A 16,177-nucleotide genomic window follows, 5' to 3' on the forward strand; every position below is an offset into this window, starting at 1 on the left:
AATGTGCCGACTCTTGCCTGTCTGCTGGTCCAGCTGACGGGCGAACGGAGCTGGATCGAAGGCAAGTTCATCCCCACCCGCACGCGCGGGATGGACGACAACGACAGCGGCGGTCTGCCCGATGATGTGCAGCGCGAAATCCGCGATGCCGCCCACGCCGCGCTGACCCGGCATTTTGGCGGAGAGCTGGCTCCCCTGGTGAACCCGTCAGATTCGCTACTCGTCGAGATGATGAGCGTCTCGCTCGGCGAAACTGTCCCCGCAACATACGCCCCGATGATCCGCGCGGATCTCGATCTGCCAGCGGCTGACGGCAGAGAGACGGCACCTGCCCCGGTTCCGGAAGGTTTTCGCGCGCTGATCATTGGCGCGGGGATTTCGGGCCTGTGCGCCGCCATCCAGCTGGCGGAAGCGGGCATTCCGTATACGATCGTCGAGCGCCATGATCGACCCGGCGGCGTTTGGCTCGAGAACCGCTATCCGGGCGCAGCCTGTGACGTGCCGAGCCATCTCTATTCGTTCTCGTTCGCGCCCTACGACTGGTCGCGCTTCTTCGCCGGCAGCCGGGAGATCCACGGCTATCTCGAAAAGGTCGCAGCCGATCACGACATCACCCGGCACATCCGCTTCGGCGTTGAGGTGACCGAAGCGCGGTTTGACGAGGCTGCAGGCGAATGGACCGCCCTCGTCACCAACGAGACGGGCAAGAGCGAAACCTTGCGCGCGTCGATCCTGATCAGCGGCGTCGGCGCGTTCAACAAGCCCCGGCTGCCCGATATCCCAGGGCTCGAAACCTTCAAGGGCCCCAGCTTCCACACTGCCACTTATCCGGATGAAGGCGTGCCGATGGAAGGGCGCGATGTGGTGCTGATCGGCAACGGTGCGAGCGCGATGCAGGTTGCGCCCGCGATTGCGGACACCGTCGCGTCGCTGACAATCGTGCAGCGCACCCCGCAATGGGCCGCGCCCTTTCCGAAGTTCGGCAAGACCATCCCCGAACCGCTGCGCCGATTGCTTGATGCGGTTCCGCTGTACCGCCGCTGGTACCGCATTCGGCTCAGCTGGGCGTTCAACGACAAGCTCTACGAGGCGCTGCAACAGGATCCTGCGTGGGACGGCCATGGCCGTTCGATCAACCCGATCAACGATGCGCACCGCAAGGGGCTTGAGGCCTATATCACCTCGGAACTTGGCGGGGCGACGCATCTGCTGCCGCAAGTGCTGCCGGATTACCCGCCCTTCGGCAAGCGCATGCTCCTGGACAACGGCTGGTTCCGCACATTGGCGAAGGACAATGTCACGCTCGTCACCGGCTCGGTGGTCGAGGCCATGCCGGACGGGATCCGCACGCAGGATGACGCAGTTCACAAGGCGGATGTGCTGATCTGGGCGACGGGCTTTGACGTGGTCAACCTCTTGGCGCCGATGAAGGTCGTCGGGCTTGGTGGACGCGAACTGCACAAGGACTGGAAGGGCGACGATGCGCGCGCCTATCTCGGCACAGTCGTTCCCGGATACCCCAACTTCTTCTGCCTCTATGGGCCCAACACCCAGTTCGGGCACGGTGGCAGCCTGATCACCGTGCTCGAGCGGCAGATGCACTATGTGATGTCGCTCATTCAGCAGACTCTGGCTGCAGGCGCCACGCAAGTGGAAGTGCGCGAGGATGTCCACGACGCCTACAACGTGAAGGTCGATCAGACCCACGCCGGCATGGTGTGGACCTACCCCGGCGTCGAGACCTACTACAAGAATTCCAAAGGCCGGGTCGTCGTCAACAACCCGTTCCGGATCATCGACTTCTGGACCATGACCGAGACAGCGGATCTCGGCGAATACATCCTTGGGAGGCCTGCCCATGGATAGCCCAATGCACGGCCCCGTCGAGATCGAACAGCACGGCGCGGTCCTCGTCATCGCGATCAACCGCCCGCAGCAGCGCAACGCGGTGACGCATGCGGTGTCGCTCGCCATCGCTGGCGCGCTGGACCGGCTTGACGCCGACCTCGAATTGCGCGTGGGCGTGATCACCGGGCGTGGCAGCTCGTTCTGCGCAGGCATGGACCTCAAGGCCTTTGCCGATGGCGAGCGGCCCGAGCTCGAAGGCCGCGGTTTCGCGGGGATTACCGAAGCGCCGCCGAAAAAGCCTGTCATTGCCGCAGTAGAAGGCTTCGCTCTGGCAGGCGGCTGTGAACTGGCTCTGGCCTGCGATCTCATCGTCGCAGCTGAAACCGCCTGGTTTGGCCTCCCCGAAGTGGCGCGCGGCCTGGTCGCAGGCTCAGGCGGGCTGGTGCGGTTGCCGCGCCGCATTCCTGAGACGATCGCGCTGGAATATGCGCTGACCGGCGCACGCATGGACGCGGCGACAGCGCACCGCTGGGGCCTCGTCAACCGGATCACGCCCGAAGGCGGCGCGCTTGAAGGCGCACTTGCGCTCGCCGAGGCCATCACCGCCAACGCGCCGCTGAGCACGGCGATGACCAAGCGCATCATCCGCGAATCGCGCGAGTGGCCCGAGGCCGAAATCTGGGACCGCCAGCGCCCGCTCGTAGACAGCGTTCTTGCCTCTGACGACGCGAATGAAGGCGCACGCGCCTTTGCCGAAAAACGCCCTGCACAATGGACCGGACGATGAACGAAGCTTTGGCAAACCAGCAGATCGCCGTGGTCGGCGGCGGCACGATGGGCGTCGGTATCGTCTATGTCAGTGCCATGGCGGGGGCGCAGGTCACGGTCGTCGAGCCGGATGATGCGCGGGCGCTCGGGCTGCGGGACACGATCAGCAAGACGGCCGCCTCCGCCATCACGCGCGGCAAGCTTGATGCACCGGGTGCGGCAGCGCTTGAAAACCGGATCACGCGGATTGCGGCTGTGGACCTGTTGCAGGAGGGTCTCGATCTGGTGATCGAAACGGTCCCTGAACGGCTGGAGCTCAAGCTCGACATTCTGGCCCGGATTGCGCGCCGCGCGCCAAAGCTAATTGGTAGCAACACCAGCGCGATGTCGATCGACCGGCTGGCGCAGGCCTTGCCCGATCCCGGGATTTTCCTCGGCATGCACTTTTTCAATCCGGTCTGGTCGATCCATCTGGTCGAACTGGTCGAAGGCGCGAAAACCTTGCCGGAAACGCTGGAAGCCGCTCGCGCATATGTGACAGCTATTGGCAAGCAGTCGCTCACCGTGCGCGATGTGCCTGGTTTTGCCACAAGCCGGCTCGATCTGATCGCCAGCCTTGAGGCGATGCGCATGCTCGAATCGGGCGTCGCATCGGCCGAGGATATCGACCGGGCCGCGGTCGTTGCCTATCGTCACCCGGTGGGTCCGCTGCGCCTCAGCGATATCGTCGGCATCGACGTCCGGCTCGATATCGCGCGCACGCTGGAGGCCGCCCACGGCCCCCGTTTCGCCCCACCGCAAATCCTCATCGACATGGTCGCCGCAGGCAAACTCGGCGCCAAATCGGGCCAAGGCTTCTTCACCTGGCCGCAGTGAGCAAATTTCAAGTCTGGAGCTTTTCGAATGTCGTCTGATCTTTTCCAAACATCGCTCTGCGATACCGCCGACCACCACCGCGATCTGCGCGACAGTGTCAGCAAGCTCGTCGGTAAGTTTGGCCGGAAGTATTTCCAGGACGTGGTGAACAAGGGCGAGCAGCCTGAAGCGCTGTGGTCGGCGCTAGGCGAGGCAGGGTTCCTGGGTGTTCACGTCTCCGAGGCCTACGGCGGCGGTGGCGGCGGTCTGGCCGAACTCAACATCTGCATCGAGGAAACTGCAGCACACGGTTGCCCGATCCTCTCGATGGTCATCTCCTCGATCACCGCACCGATCATCGCGGCTTGCGGCAGCGACGCGATGAAGCAGGAATGGCTGCCCGGCATTGCCAGCGGCAAGCGCAAGATGTGCTTCGGCATTACAGAGCCGAACGCAGGCTCGAACACCCACAAGGTCACCACCCACGCGGTGCGCAAGGGCAATGGTTGGGTGATCAACGGCGCAAAGTACTGGACTTCGGATATCGATCAGTCGGACGCGGTCATGCTCGTGGCGCGCGACGGCGTGCCGGTGAACGACGGCTCGCGGCAGGGTCTGTCGCTGTTCGTGATACCCACCAGCACACCGGGCATTTCGATGACCCAGATCGATTCCGCACTGCGCACGTCTGAAAAGCAGTTCTCGGTTTTTTACGACAATGTCGAGGTGCCCGATGAAGCCCTGATCGGTGAGCCGGGTGCAGGCCTCAAGCAGGTGTTCTCCGGCCTCAACCCCGAGCGCATCGCCGCCGCCGCGATCAACAACGGCATCTCGCGCTTCGCGATCACGCAGGCCGCGCAATATGCCAAGGACCGATCGGTGTGGAACACACCGATCGGCGCCCATCAGGGCGTTGCCCACCCGCTGGCCGAAGCCTACATCAATGTGCAGGCCTCTCGCCTGCTCAATGCACGCGCCGCGCAGCTTTGCGATGGCGGGGAAGACGCGGCCGAGACCGCCAACATGGCCAAGTTCGCGGCGGCCGAATCCTCGCTCAAGGCGCTTGATCAGGCGATCCAGGTCCATGGTGGCAACGGGCTTTCGAACGAGTATGGTCTGTCCGACCTGTGGTTCATTGCGCGCCTGCACCGCACCGCGCCGGTGAGCCGCGAGATGATCCTGAACTACGTCTCAACCCACAGCCTGGGCCTGCCGAAGAGCTACTGATCCCTGTGGAAACCAACCTGCTCACCTTGCTGCGCCAGAATGCCGCGCTGACCCCGGATGCTCCGTGTCTGACTTTCGGCGACGAGACGCTGAGCTTTGGAGCGTTCGACACGCGGGCCAGCCGTGTGGCGCACGCGCTGGCGGCGCAGGGCGTGAAGGCTGGCGACCGGGTCGCGATCCTCGCGCGCAATGGGCCGGCGCAGTTCGAGCTGTTCTTCGGCTGCGCCAAGGCGGGTGCGATATGCCTGCCGATCAACTGGCGGCTCGCCCCGCGCGAGATTGCCGGTATTCTTGGCGACAGCACGCCCGCCTTGCTGATCGTCGAGGAAGAACTGCACGGCCTGCTGGCCGAAGCTCCTGCGCCCCCAGCCATGATCCTGCTGGCGGACTATCCCGCCTGGCGCGATGCCGGAAGCGCGGATGATCCGGGCACCCTGCCCACGCCAGACAGCCCGCTGCTGATCCTCTACACCTCAGGCACGACCGGCCTGCCCAAAGGCGTGGTGATGAGCCACCACAACCTCTCGTTTCTGGCGCGAATGGCGCGCGAGCTGTGGGATATGTCGGCCAGCAGCGTGAATCTGGTGGCCAGCCCGCTCTTCCATATCGGCGGGATCGGCTATGCCATGACTGCGATGAGCCAGGGCGGCCACACCGTGCTTATGCAGCAGGTCGTACCGGCCGAGATCGTCGCGGCGATCCAGGCCTACCGCGTCACCCACGGTTTCTTCGTGCCGACCGTGATCCAGATGCTGCTCGAAGTGCCGGGCGTGGCCGAGATGGACATGTCGAGCATCAACCGCATCGTCTATGGCGGCGCGCCGATTGGCGAAGCGGTGCTCAAGCGCGCGATCGCCGTGCTCGGCTGCGGCTTCATGAACACGTATGGCATGACCGAGACCGCCGGGACCGTGATCATGATGGCCCCCGAAGACCATGATCCGGGCGGCCCGCGCGCACACCGCCTGCGCGCCTGCGGCCTGCCGATGCCGTGGAACGAGTTCGCGCTGGTTGATCCGGCGACTAGCCAACCTGTTGCTGTCGGCGAAGTCGGCGAGATCCGCATCCGGTCCGAGGCGATCATGCTCGGCTACTGGAACAAGCCCGCGGAAACCGCGAAAGCGATCACCCCCGATGGCTGGATGTGTACCGGCGATGCTGCCTATCAGGACGCTGACGGCTACGTGTACATTCACGACCGCTTCAAGGACATGATCGTCTCCGGCGGGGAGAACATCTACCCTACCGAGATCGAGAACGTGCTCTATGATCATACGGCGATCGCCGCCGTCGCCGTGATCGGCGTGCCGCATGAGCGCTGGGGCGAAACCCCCAAGGCTTTTGTCGTCGCGCGGGCGGGCACTGGCCCGAGCGAAGCAGAGCTTATCGCGTTCACCCGCGCGCGGCTCGCGCACTACAAGTGCCCAACCGCCGTCGCCTTCGTGGCGGCGCTGCCGCAGAACGCCTCGGGCAAGATCCTCAAGAAAGAAATGCGCGATCCGCGCTGGTTGGAAGAACAAGCATGACCCTCAGCCCCTCCGCGCGCCTGCTGCGCGGCTTTGCCGTTGATTTTCTGACCTGCCACAATGTGGCGGCTGTCGAGACGATCATGGAGCCCGACTATGCGCTCAGCATCGGCGGTTTCCTGCTCGCTGGGCGCGACGACACCTATCTCCCAGCAACCGCCGCGCAGCTCGATCAGTTTCCCGGCCTCTGCGTAACGGTGCACGATACGGTGATCGGTCCCGACGCCATTGCGATGCGCTTTACCGAACACGGCGCGTCAAGCCGTCACGGCGGGCGGCTTTCCACCTGGGGCGGCGTCACGCTGTTTCGCATCCAGAATGGGCGGCTGCATCGCGGCTGGGCAGAGGAGGACTATTACGCACGCAAGCGCCAGCTCGCCGAAAGCACCTGCGACATGGTCCGCGCCCCGCATCCCGCCCCGTGGGACGCGCCTTGCGAAGCACCAGACGCAGCAGTGGAGGCGTTGGCTCAGGCTTGGCTGACGACCCCCGCAAATTGGGCCGACAGGACAGTGATCGACGAGATCAGCGCTGCAGGTCCGCGCTTTACCGAGCTGGTGGCCATCGACGCCATCGCCGTCGACCAGCTGTTTTCCGCCGGGCCGCGCGGCGCCTTCCACCTCACCTGCACCGGCACCTATCGCGGCGGGTTCGATGATATCGACACGGCGCAGATCGGCCAACCGGTCACGCTGGCACTGGCTGGCATCTTCGACTCCGAGGGAGACCAGATTGTGCATGTGCAAGTTACTGCGGACCGGCTCGGCCTCAACCGCGCGCTGATGCCGCCGCGATGAGCAAGGTCATCATCACCTGCGCCGTCACCGGCGGCGCGCACACCCCGACAATGTCGGACGCCCTGCCCTGCACGCCGTCCGACATCGCGGAGCAGTCGATCGCGGCGGCACAGGCGGGCGCGGCCATCTTGCACCTTCACGCGCGCAATCCCGCCAACGGCCAGCCCACCGGCGATCCGGCGATCTACGCGCAGTTCCTGTCGGTCATCAAACAGCAGACCGATGCCGTGGTGAATATCACCACTGGTGGTTCGGCGACGATGCCACTGGCAGAGCGGCTGAAGGCAGCGGTGCAGTTCAAGCCGGAGATGTGCTCGCTCAACATGGGCTCGATGAACTTCGCGTTCTTCGGCGCAGCGGCGCGCATCTCCGAATGGAAACACGATTGGGAAGAGCCCTATGTCACCGGCTCCGACGACTTCATCTTCCGCAACACCTTCCGCGATATCGCCACGATCCTCGAGGTGATGGGCGAGGCCGGCACCAAGTTCGAGCACGAGTGCTACGATGTCAGCCACCTCTACAACCTCGCCCATTTCGTTGATCGGGGCCTGGTGAAGCCGCCGTTCTTCATCCAGATGATCTTCGGCATCCTCGGCGGCATCGGCCCAGATCTCGAAAACCTGATGTTCATGAAATCGACGGCGGACCGCCTGTTCGGCCGCGACAATTTCCAGTGGTCGGTGCTTGCTGCCGGGCGGCACCAGATGCCGTTCCTGACACAAGCAGCATTGATGGGAGGCAATGTCCGCGTCGGGCTGGAGGACAGCCTGTTCATCGAACGCGGCGTGCTCGCCGCCTCGAACGCGCAGCAGGTGGAAAAGATAGTGCGGATCATCCGCGAAATGGGCCATGAACCGGCCACGCCCACCGAAGCCCGCGCGATGCTGGGCCTCAAGGGCGGCGACAGGGTGGAGTTTTAGAGCATGGCGCGCACGATTGTGGACTTGTCGATCTATCTCGAGAACGATGTGATCTCCGATCCGCCGCCGTATCAGCCGAAGATCAGCTACATAGACCACAAGACTTCGGTCCCCGATCTGATCGGCTTCTTCCCCGGACTGAAGCCCGGTGACCTGCCCGATGGCGAGGCATGGGCGATCGAGAAGATCGAGCTCATCACGCACAACGGTACGCATCTCGATGCGCCCTACCACTTCGCCTCGACGATGAATCGGGGCGAGCGCGCTATCACGATCGACGAAGTGCCGCTCGACTGGTGCTTTCAGCCCGGCGTGAAGCTCGATTTCACCGCCCTGCCGGATGGCTATGTCGTCACTGCAGCTGATGTCGAGGCAGAACTGGCGCGCATCGGCCACACACTCTCGCCGCTCGAAATCGTCGTCGTCAACACAGCGGCGGGCAAGCGGTATGGGCAGGATGACTACGTCACAGCCGGTTGCGGCATGGGCTACGACGCCACGATGTACCTGCTAGAGCGAGGCGTGCGGCTGACCGGCACCGATGGCTGGAGCTGGGACGCGCCTTTCGTCCACACGCGTGAGGCCTATGAGGCGACAGGCAATGCCGCCCTGATCTGGGAAGGCCACAAGGCGGGCCGCGATATCGGCTACTGCCACCTCGAAAAGCTGCACAATCTGGAAGTTCTGCCCGCCACCGGCTTCACCATCGCGTGCTTCCCAATGAAGATCCGCGCGGCTTCAGCGGGGTGGACCCGCGCGGTGGCGATCTTCGAGGATTAGGTCAGACAATCTTTTCCGTGAGGGCGAACATTACCGGCGCCGTTGCGCGCACCGATGGCCGATCGCGGTGGAACGCCTCGAACCGCGCTAGGTTGGGGTAGAGGTCGTGCCATGGCGCCATATCCGGCGCATAGGCCTGCCAAAGCGGGATCATGCCCGTCTCGATCACGATGTCCTGATTGCCGAGCAGCGCGATTACCGCGATGTCCGCCAGCCCGAAGCGGTCGCCGACCACATACTCGCGTGTCCCCACACGGCGGTTGAGTTCAGTCAGCCCGCCCTTGACCTTGCGCAGCTGCCGCTGCGCCCATTCAGCGCTCGGCTGGGGCCGCTGCATTTCCCAGAACAGCAGCACGGTTGCATCGAGCACCCCTTCGGCGATCACCTGCACCTGCTTGGCCTCCAGCGCCGCCTCGGGCGCATCGGGGAGCATCGGCGGCGTGGGATAGCGCCACTCGATCCAGTCCATGATGTGTGAGGATTCGAACACAGGGTCCGCTTCGTCGGGGATCAGGACCGGCAGCTGCTCCAGCGGGTTGTAGCGCGACGTCTGGGTGTCGGCGTGCCAGGGTATCTCGTTCTGCAAGGTGAAGGGCACGCTCTTCTCCATTAGGGCGATGCGCACCTTGCGCGCAAACGGGCTCGGTGTGGCGCTGATCAGGATCATCTTGGGCTCCTCAGTTCATCCAGTGTCCACCGGTGACGTTGATCGCCTGTCCGGTCATGTAGGCGGCTCGGTCCGAAGCCAGAAAGGCGACGAGTTCGGCAATTTCATCAGGCTTTCCGGCGCGGCGCAGCGGAATCGCCTGAACCCGCGTGGCCACATCGGGCAGGCCCTGCGCGCGGTTCATTTCCTCTGCCTCCGCGCGCATTTCGGTATCGACGATGATGCCCGGGCACACTGCGTTGATGCGAATGCCCGAACTGCCGAATTCGCCTGCAAGGCTCTGCGTCAGGTTGATGATCGCCGCTTTGGTAGCGCCATAGGCAGCGTGGTTAGGCACGCCCTTCTTGCCGGTCCACGAAGAGACATTGACGATAGCCCCGCTCTTGCGCGCCACCATGGCGGGCAGCACCGCCTGCGAAAAATGAAACACGCCGTCGAGATTGATCGCGAATATGCGCCGCCAATCCTCCTCCGTCACGTCAAGGAAAGCAGCCGTGCGCAGGACTCCGGCGTTGTTCACCAGAACGTCGATCTGGCCCAGTTCACTGATGATTGCCTCGACTCCGCGAACCACCTCAACGCGGCTCGCAACATTGCCAGATGCTACCACTGCCCGCCGGCCAAGCGCGTTGATCGCCTCCGCCGTCGCGCTGGCTCCCGCAGCATTCAGATCGAACAGGCCCACATCGGCACCGCCCATCGCAAGCCGCAGCGCAACGGCCCGGCCGATGCCCGCACCCGCGCCGGTCACCAGCGCAACCTTGTTTGTCAGATCATCCATAGCCGACACCTTACCAGTGGGTATTGATTAAACCCAGCGGGTTTTCTATGTTTCAACATATGTGTTGATTCGAGCTCGTGTCGAGCGCAAAAATGCGGCTCGACAAGTGCCAGACCAAATGATTGAGGGGATTTCCGTCGATGTCCGAGCCTGTCAGCGTCCCGATCAAGACAGACTACGATGCTGTCGTCGTGGGTGCGGGCTTTGCCGGGCTCTACATGATCCACAAGCTGCGCAGCCTCGGCCTGTCGGTGCTCGCATTCGAGGCAGGCAGCGGCGTTGGCGGCACGTGGTTCTGGAACCGCTACCCCGGCGCGCGCTGCGATGTGTACAGCCTCGAATACTCCTATTCGTTCGACGAGGCGCTGCAGCGCGAATGGGTCTGGACCGAGCGCTACCCCGCACAGGCCGAGATCCTGCGCTATATCGAGCATGTGGCCGACCGGTTCGATCTGCGCCGCGACATCCGCTTCAACACACGTGTTGCTGCAGCGCACTACGACGAGCCCCAGAACCTCTGGCGCATCGAAACCGAAACCGGCGAGGCCGTCACTGCGCGGTTCTGCATCATGGCATCTGGCGCGCTCTCAGCGCCGCGCAAGCCTGACTTTGCGGGCCTCGATGACTTTGCCGGCACTTGGTATCACACCGGTCACTGGCCGCACGAGCCGGTCGATTTCGCGGGCCAGACCGTGGCCGTGATCGGCACCGGCTCATCGGGCATCCAGGTCACGCCAATGATTGCGCAAGCGGCTGACCACCTTGTCGTCTTCCAGCGCACCCCCAACTTCAGCATCCCGGCTTGGAACCACCCGCTCCAGGATGATGTGCAGGACGCGTGGAAGCGCGATGCAGCGCAGCTTAGGGCGAAGGCCAAGGCCACCAAATCCGGCGCACTCTATGAGTACAGCCAGCGCGGCGCATTCGAGGTGAGCGACGAAGAGCGCCAGCGCGAATTCGACGCGCGCTGGGCCCGTGGCGGCGCAAATTTCACCCATGCCTTCAACGACCTGTTCAAGGACAAGGCAGCCAACGATCTCGCGGCGGACTATGTACGCGGCAAGATCCGGGAAATCGTCAAAGACCCGGCCGTCGCGGCCAGGCTCACGCCCACCGACCATGCCATCGGCACCAAACGCATTTGTGTCGACACAGACTACTACGCGACCTTCAACCGCGAGAGTGTCACGCTGGTCGATGCACGCGAAACCCCGATCACCCAAATTACGCCGACCGGTATCGAAACCTCCGGCGGCCACTACGCGGTGGACTGTATCGTCTTTGCCACTGGGTATGACGCGGTGACCGGCGCGCTCACCCGCATCGACATTCGCGGGCGCGGCGGCGTCTCACTTGCCGAAAAATGGCAAGACGGCCCGAAGACCTATCTCGGACTGATGGTCGCCGGCTTTCCCAACCTGTTCACGATCACCGGTCCGGGCAGCCCATCGATCTTGACCAATGTCGTCATGGCGATCGAGCAGCATGTTGATTGGGTCGGTGATTGCCTCGCCGATATGGCAAACCGCGATGTCACCGTGATCGAGGCCGAACCCAAGGCCGAAGAGGATTGGGTGAACCACGTGCGCGAGGTGGCCGAGGCGACGCTGCATGTGCAGGCGAACAGCTGGTACATGGGCGCGAACATCCCCGGAAAGCCGCGCGTGATGCTGCCCTATGTCGGCGGGCTTGGAGTCTATACCGGCATCTGCAACGAAATCGCGGCCGATGGCTATCGCGGCTTTGTGATAGGGAGCGGATACTGACATGCAACCGCCGATCAGCCGAACCTTCCCCGAACTGCTGCGCGAGCTCGCAGCGACTGAGCCGGAACGGTGCGCGGTCATTGATGGCGACGTGCCGGTCACCTACGCTGGGCTGGCGCAGCGTGCCCGCCTGATCACGAACGCGCTCAGGGCCGCGGGCGTCCAGCGCGGCGAACGGATCGGCGTGCTTCTGTCGAACCGGATCGAATGGCTCGAGATTTTTTTGGGTGCGAGCGCGGCGGGCGCTGTCGTCGTGCCAATCAGCACGTGGTCCAAGCCCGCCGAGCTTGCATTCATTCTGGGCGACGCTCACATTTCGGCGCTGTTCGCCATGCCGTCGTCGGGCAAGGAAGACTTCTTCGCTGCGCTGCAAACGCTGGTGCCGGAAGCTTTCGAGCACAACAAATGGGCCAGCGCGGGCCTGCCCCATCTCCGCCAACTGATTGCGGTTGCCCCAAATGCACCGGGCCCGGGCTGGCGCACCTATGAAGCTTTCTGCGCCGCCGCCCCCGATGCCGCCCCCGATGCTGCGCCCGGCGAGGGGCCGAACCCGGCGGATGACGCGCTGATTCTCTACACCTCAGGCTCAACCAGCAAGCCCAAGGCTGTCCGCCTCGCCCATGGCGCAGTGATCGAGAATGGTTTCAACATCGGCGAACGGATGGGCCTCGGGCGCGATGACCGGGTGTTTGTCTCGGCACCGTTGTTCTGGGCCTATGGCTCGGCCAACGCGCTTCCTGCCGCCATGAGCCACGGCGCTGCGATCATTCTGCAAGAGCGGTTTGAACCGGGCGAAGCGCTCGCGCTGATCGAGCAGCACCGCTGCACCGCGATCTACACTCTGCCGACAATGACCGCCGCCCTCGTTGCACACCCTGATTTTGCCACAGCCCGCACCGCCAGCCTCAGAACCGGGCTCACCATCGGCAGCCCGCAAGATGTGATCGCGGCGGCAACGCAGCTGGGCGCAGCGCATATCTGCAACATCTACGGTTCGAGCGAGACCTGCGGCAATTGCTGCGTCACGCCGTGGGATTGGCCGCTGGAACGCCGCGCGGCTTGCCAGGGCCCGCCGCTCCCCGGGGTCAGCTTGCGATTCATCGACGCCGAAACCGGCGTGGAAGCGGATACCGGCCAGCCTGGCCTCATCGAGGTGACCGGTTATCTGATGTCGGGCTACGGCGGGCAAAGCATCGCGCACAACGTTGCCGCCTTCACCGCAGACGGCTGGTATCGCACTGGCGACCTGGGCCAGCTAACCGATACCGGAGACCTGATCTTCCTTGGCCGCGCCACGGAAATGATCAAGCGCGCCGGGATCAATGTCTCGCCCGCCGAAGTCGAGGACGTGTTGCTGCAACACACGGCGGTGGCGCAAGCCGCGGTGGTCGGCGCGCCCGATCCCGCGCGCGGTGAGATCATCGTGGCTTTCGTGGTCGCGGCCCAGCCCGCAACCGAAGCCGAACTCATCGCGCACGCCCGCGGGCTTTCCTCGACCTACAAAGTGCCCGACCGGATCGTGTTCCGCAACGATCTTCCCGCCACGTCCACAGGCAAACTCCAGCGCCAGCCGCTCAAGGCGGAAGCCGCAGCCCTCACCGCAAAGGATAGAACCCATGTCGCGTGATGCTTGGGGCCGCTGGGGCGAAAGTGACGAGATCGGTGCGCTCAATCTCGTCGGCACGCGCGAAGTGCTCGCGGCTACGGGCCTTGTCCGGCAGGGCCGGGTCGTCAGCCTCGCGCAGCCGCTGTCTAAGAAAACTCCGGTGCCCAGCAACCGCACGGGCCTCCTCCATTTCATGGACCGCGACGGCGGGGACTATGCAGCCGGCGCGCGTGTCGCCAACGGCTTCCAGTTTGCCGACGACAGCGTGGTCATGCCGCTCCACATCGGCACGCACATTGATGCGCTGTGCCACGTGTGGACCGAGGACCAGCTCTACAACGGGCACCCCGGTTCAGGGACCAACAGCACCCATGGCGCAAAGAAATGCGGCGTGGAGAAGCTGCCGCCCATCGTCACGCGCGGGCTGCTGCTCGATGTGGCCGCGCTGCATGATGCGCCCCTACCCTTTGGTTATTCGATCGGGGTGGAGGAGTTGAGGGTCGCTGCCAGCCGCGCCGGCGTGGAACCCGCTAGCGGTGATGCTGTGCTCATCCGCACCGGATGGCAGGAAAACCAGGCGGGCAAAGCGGCGCACACCGTCGATTTCAACGAGGAACCGGGCATCGACGTCGAGGCCGCGCTCTGGCTGGCCGAAGCCAGCGTCGCGCTCGTTGGCGCCGACAACTATGCGATCGAGGCAATGCCCTTTCCCGCAGGCACGACCTTCCCTGTTCACCAGCGCCTGATCCGCGACTACGGCATCCCGCTGCTGGAGGGGCTTGTGTTGCAGGACTTCGCCGCGCTTGGCGTGCCGGAGTTCCTGTTCGTAGCCGCGCCGCTGCCTATCGTCGGCGGTACCGGCAGCCCGATCACCCCGCTGGCGATCTATTGATCCCTATGGCGACGGACGCTCACGAGACGGACACTACGGCACGGCTGGTGGCCGATGGGCTGGCGCAACTGGTGCGCCATGCGATCCCTTCGGCGCGCGATATCCAATTCACCGGGCTCACCCGCTCGGCGGGCGGCCTCAGCCGCGAGAACTGGTCTTTCGACGCGACCTGGAACGATGACTGCGGCTCCCACATGCACCGCCTCATGCTGATGCGCGATGCCAGCGGCACCCTGCTCAAGACCGAGCGCCGCCGCGAGTTCGATGTGTTGAGGGCGCTCGAAGGCAGCGCGGTGGTGGCACCGGCGGTGTTCTGGATGGACCCTGACGGACAGTTCCTCGGCGCACCTTCGCTCATCATGGAGCGTGTTTCAGGCCACTGCGACTACATGGTGCTGAATGGCGCGCGGCCACTGGAAGAGCGGCTGGAACTCGCCCACACCTTCCTGCGGCTGCTGACCGATATTCAGGCCATCGACTGGCAGGCGCGCGGCCTCGGTTCCAGCCTCGGCGTGCCTGCAGGCTCGCCGTCCCAGATCGCGCTAGGCGAGTGGGAGGCGGAATATCGCCGCGTCCAGCTCGAAGCCCATCCGGAGCTCGACTATGTGCTGGCGTGGATGCGCCGCACGGCCCCGCAAGCGCACGAAATCGTGCTCGTCCATGGCGATTTCAAACCGGGCAACGCGCTGATCGAGAGCACGCGAATCACCGCCAAGCTCGATTGGGAAACCGCGCATTTGGGCGATCCGCTCGAAGACCTCGGCTGGATCACCAATCCCGTGCGGCGACGCGAGCACCAGATCCCCGGTCACTGGGAACGCGCGCACATCGTCGAGGCCTTCACCCGCCTGACCAGCCGCGCCGTGGACGACACCGCTCTCACATGGTGGAACGTGTTTTCGTGCTGGAAGCTCGCGGTGATCCAACTGACCGCGGTGAACGAGTTCGTCTCGGGCCGGTACAACCGCGTGTTCCAGACCCCTTCGTGGCTCTTCCGGCCCATGTTGCAGATGATGGAGCGCGCGGCATGAGGCCTTCAGTCGAGGAGCAGCTGCTAGGCACCTGCCGCATTCTGGAAACCGTGGTCGCGCCCGCTGTCGCAGAACCCTTTGCGCGCACGATACTCGACAACCTCATCGCGAACTTACGCATGGTGACCGAGGCGCTGCCCGCCGTGCCGGGCTTCCTGCGCTGGGACAACGCGGCGACACTGAGCCTGCTGCAAGACATGCGCAGCGCATTGCCGTCCGGGCTCGCCGCCAACATAGACGCCGCGCTGGAAACCGCTGAAAATGATATGCTCGAGAGCGCCGCGCAGACTGCGCGTAACGACCTGCTGCGCGCCCTGCTTGCCGAAGCCGCCTGCAACCCGGACCTGTCGCCTGATCTGCACCGCGCCATTCAGGATCACATGATCGCCCGCGCCTCACGCGTACCCATGCGCTACGTGCCGTCCGCCACTCCTTCTTCAACGAGATCATAACCCCATGCTGACCGCACTTGACGATACGCTGTGGCACCAGTTGCCGACCACATTCGACCACGTCTGGACCAGCGACCCCCGGTTCTTTGATCGCTACTGGTTCGCGATCTATTCGGGCGACGGGCGCGTCGCGATCCAGATCACGATGGGTGCCTATCGCAACATGAACGTGCTCGATGCCGGGGCGGTGATGATCGTCGATGGCAAGCAGTACAACCTGCGTGTCTCGCGCTCGCTCAACGGGAGCGTGGAGACCGT

The 16,177-nt window shown here is 64.3% G+C and carries 15 protein-coding genes and 1 pseudogene; 14 read left to right on the plus strand and 2 right to left on the minus strand.

The annotated features are described in order from the left end of the window. From Q0071_RS03000 to Q0071_RS03035, 8 genes are all read left to right on the plus strand, one after another. The coding region (locus tag Q0071_RS03000; RefSeq protein WP_298165146.1) for an NAD(P)/FAD-dependent oxidoreductase at positions 1-1,866 on the plus strand (1,866 nt) is incomplete at its 5' end. Then, complete coding sequence (locus Q0071_RS03005; protein ID WP_298165148.1) at positions 1,859-2,635, plus strand: crotonase/enoyl-CoA hydratase family protein; 777 nt, start codon at positions 1,859-1,861, stop codon at positions 2,633-2,635. The genes Q0071_RS03000 and Q0071_RS03005, both read left to right, overlap by 8 nt. Continuing rightward, a complete protein-coding gene (locus Q0071_RS03010) occupies positions 2,632-3,492 on the plus strand; it encodes a 3-hydroxyacyl-CoA dehydrogenase family protein (protein WP_298165150.1) in 861 nt (286 codons plus the stop codon). Before Q0071_RS03005 ends, Q0071_RS03010 begins: the two co-directional genes overlap by 4 nt. 27 nt (positions 3,493-3,519) lie before the next feature. Next, a complete protein-coding gene (locus Q0071_RS03015; RefSeq protein WP_298165152.1) occupies positions 3,520-4,698 on the plus strand; it encodes an acyl-CoA dehydrogenase family protein in 1,179 nt (392 codons plus the stop codon). Positions 4,699-4,703: 5 nt separating this feature from the next. Then, positions 4,704-6,224 carry a long-chain-fatty-acid--CoA ligase gene (locus Q0071_RS03020; protein ID WP_298165154.1) on the plus strand — a complete coding sequence of 507 codons (1,521 nt, stop codon included), beginning with the start codon at positions 4,704-4,706 and terminating at the stop codon, positions 6,222-6,224. Further along, positions 6,221-7,021 carry an ester cyclase gene (locus Q0071_RS03025; protein ID WP_298165156.1) on the plus strand — a complete coding sequence of 267 codons (801 nt, stop codon included), beginning with the start codon at positions 6,221-6,223 and terminating at the stop codon, positions 7,019-7,021. Before Q0071_RS03020 ends, Q0071_RS03025 begins: the two co-directional genes overlap by 4 nt. Beyond that, positions 7,018-7,944: a 3-keto-5-aminohexanoate cleavage protein gene (locus Q0071_RS03030; RefSeq protein WP_298165158.1), complete on the plus strand. Its 927-nt coding sequence runs from the start codon at positions 7,018-7,020 to the stop codon at positions 7,942-7,944. Before Q0071_RS03025 ends, Q0071_RS03030 begins: the two co-directional genes overlap by 4 nt. 3 nt (positions 7,945-7,947) lie before the next feature. Next, the gene (locus Q0071_RS03035; protein WP_298165160.1) at positions 7,948-8,724 is read left to right on the plus strand and encodes a cyclase family protein; all 777 of its coding nucleotides are present in this window, start codon (positions 7,948-7,950) and stop codon (positions 8,722-8,724) included. Between the two features lies 1 nt (position 8,725). On the opposite strand, the gene Q0071_RS03040 is transcribed toward Q0071_RS03035, so the two are convergent. Together Q0071_RS03040 and Q0071_RS03045 are read right to left on the minus strand one after the other, a co-directional pair. Then, a complete protein-coding gene (locus Q0071_RS03040; protein WP_298165161.1) occupies positions 8,726-9,391 on the minus strand; it encodes a glutathione S-transferase N-terminal domain-containing protein in 666 nt (221 codons plus the stop codon). A 10-nt stretch (positions 9,392-9,401) separates the two neighbouring features. Further along, positions 9,402-10,172, minus strand: a complete 771-nt coding sequence (locus tag Q0071_RS03045) for an SDR family NAD(P)-dependent oxidoreductase (RefSeq protein WP_298165163.1) — start codon at positions 10,170-10,172, stop codon at positions 9,402-9,404. A gap of 140 nt (positions 10,173-10,312) precedes the next feature. Between Q0071_RS03045 and Q0071_RS03050 the strand changes: the two genes are divergently transcribed. From Q0071_RS03050 to Q0071_RS03075, 6 genes and pseudogenes are all read left to right on the plus strand, one after another. After that, entirely contained in the window at positions 10,313-11,938 is a 1,626-nt protein-coding gene (locus tag Q0071_RS03050) for an NAD(P)/FAD-dependent oxidoreductase (protein WP_298165165.1), read from the plus strand. A gap of 1 nt (position 11,939) precedes the next feature. After that, positions 11,940-13,565, plus strand: a complete 1,626-nt coding sequence (locus tag Q0071_RS03055) for a class I adenylate-forming enzyme family protein (protein ID WP_298165167.1) — start codon at positions 11,940-11,942, stop codon at positions 13,563-13,565. Then, entirely contained in the window at positions 13,555-14,436 is an 882-nt protein-coding gene (locus Q0071_RS03060; RefSeq protein ID WP_298165169.1) for a cyclase family protein, read from the plus strand. Before Q0071_RS03055 ends, Q0071_RS03060 begins: the two co-directional genes overlap by 11 nt. 5 nt (positions 14,437-14,441) lie before the next feature. After that, positions 14,442-15,467: a phosphotransferase family protein gene (locus Q0071_RS03065; protein ID WP_298165171.1), complete on the plus strand. Its 1,026-nt coding sequence runs from the start codon at positions 14,442-14,444 to the stop codon at positions 15,465-15,467. Then, positions 15,464-15,919: a hypothetical protein gene (locus tag Q0071_RS03070; RefSeq protein WP_298165173.1), complete on the plus strand. Its 456-nt coding sequence runs from the start codon at positions 15,464-15,466 to the stop codon at positions 15,917-15,919. The genes Q0071_RS03065 and Q0071_RS03070 overlap by 4 nt, the downstream gene beginning before the upstream one ends. 4 nt (positions 15,920-15,923) lie before the next feature. Then, a pseudogene (locus Q0071_RS03075) lies at positions 15,924-16,177 on the plus strand (hypothetical protein); the annotation flags it as partial.

The organism is Novosphingobium sp. (assembly GCF_027486195.1).
In the GTDB taxonomy this organism is placed as follows: Bacteria; Pseudomonadota; Alphaproteobacteria; order Sphingomonadales; family Sphingomonadaceae; genus Novosphingobium.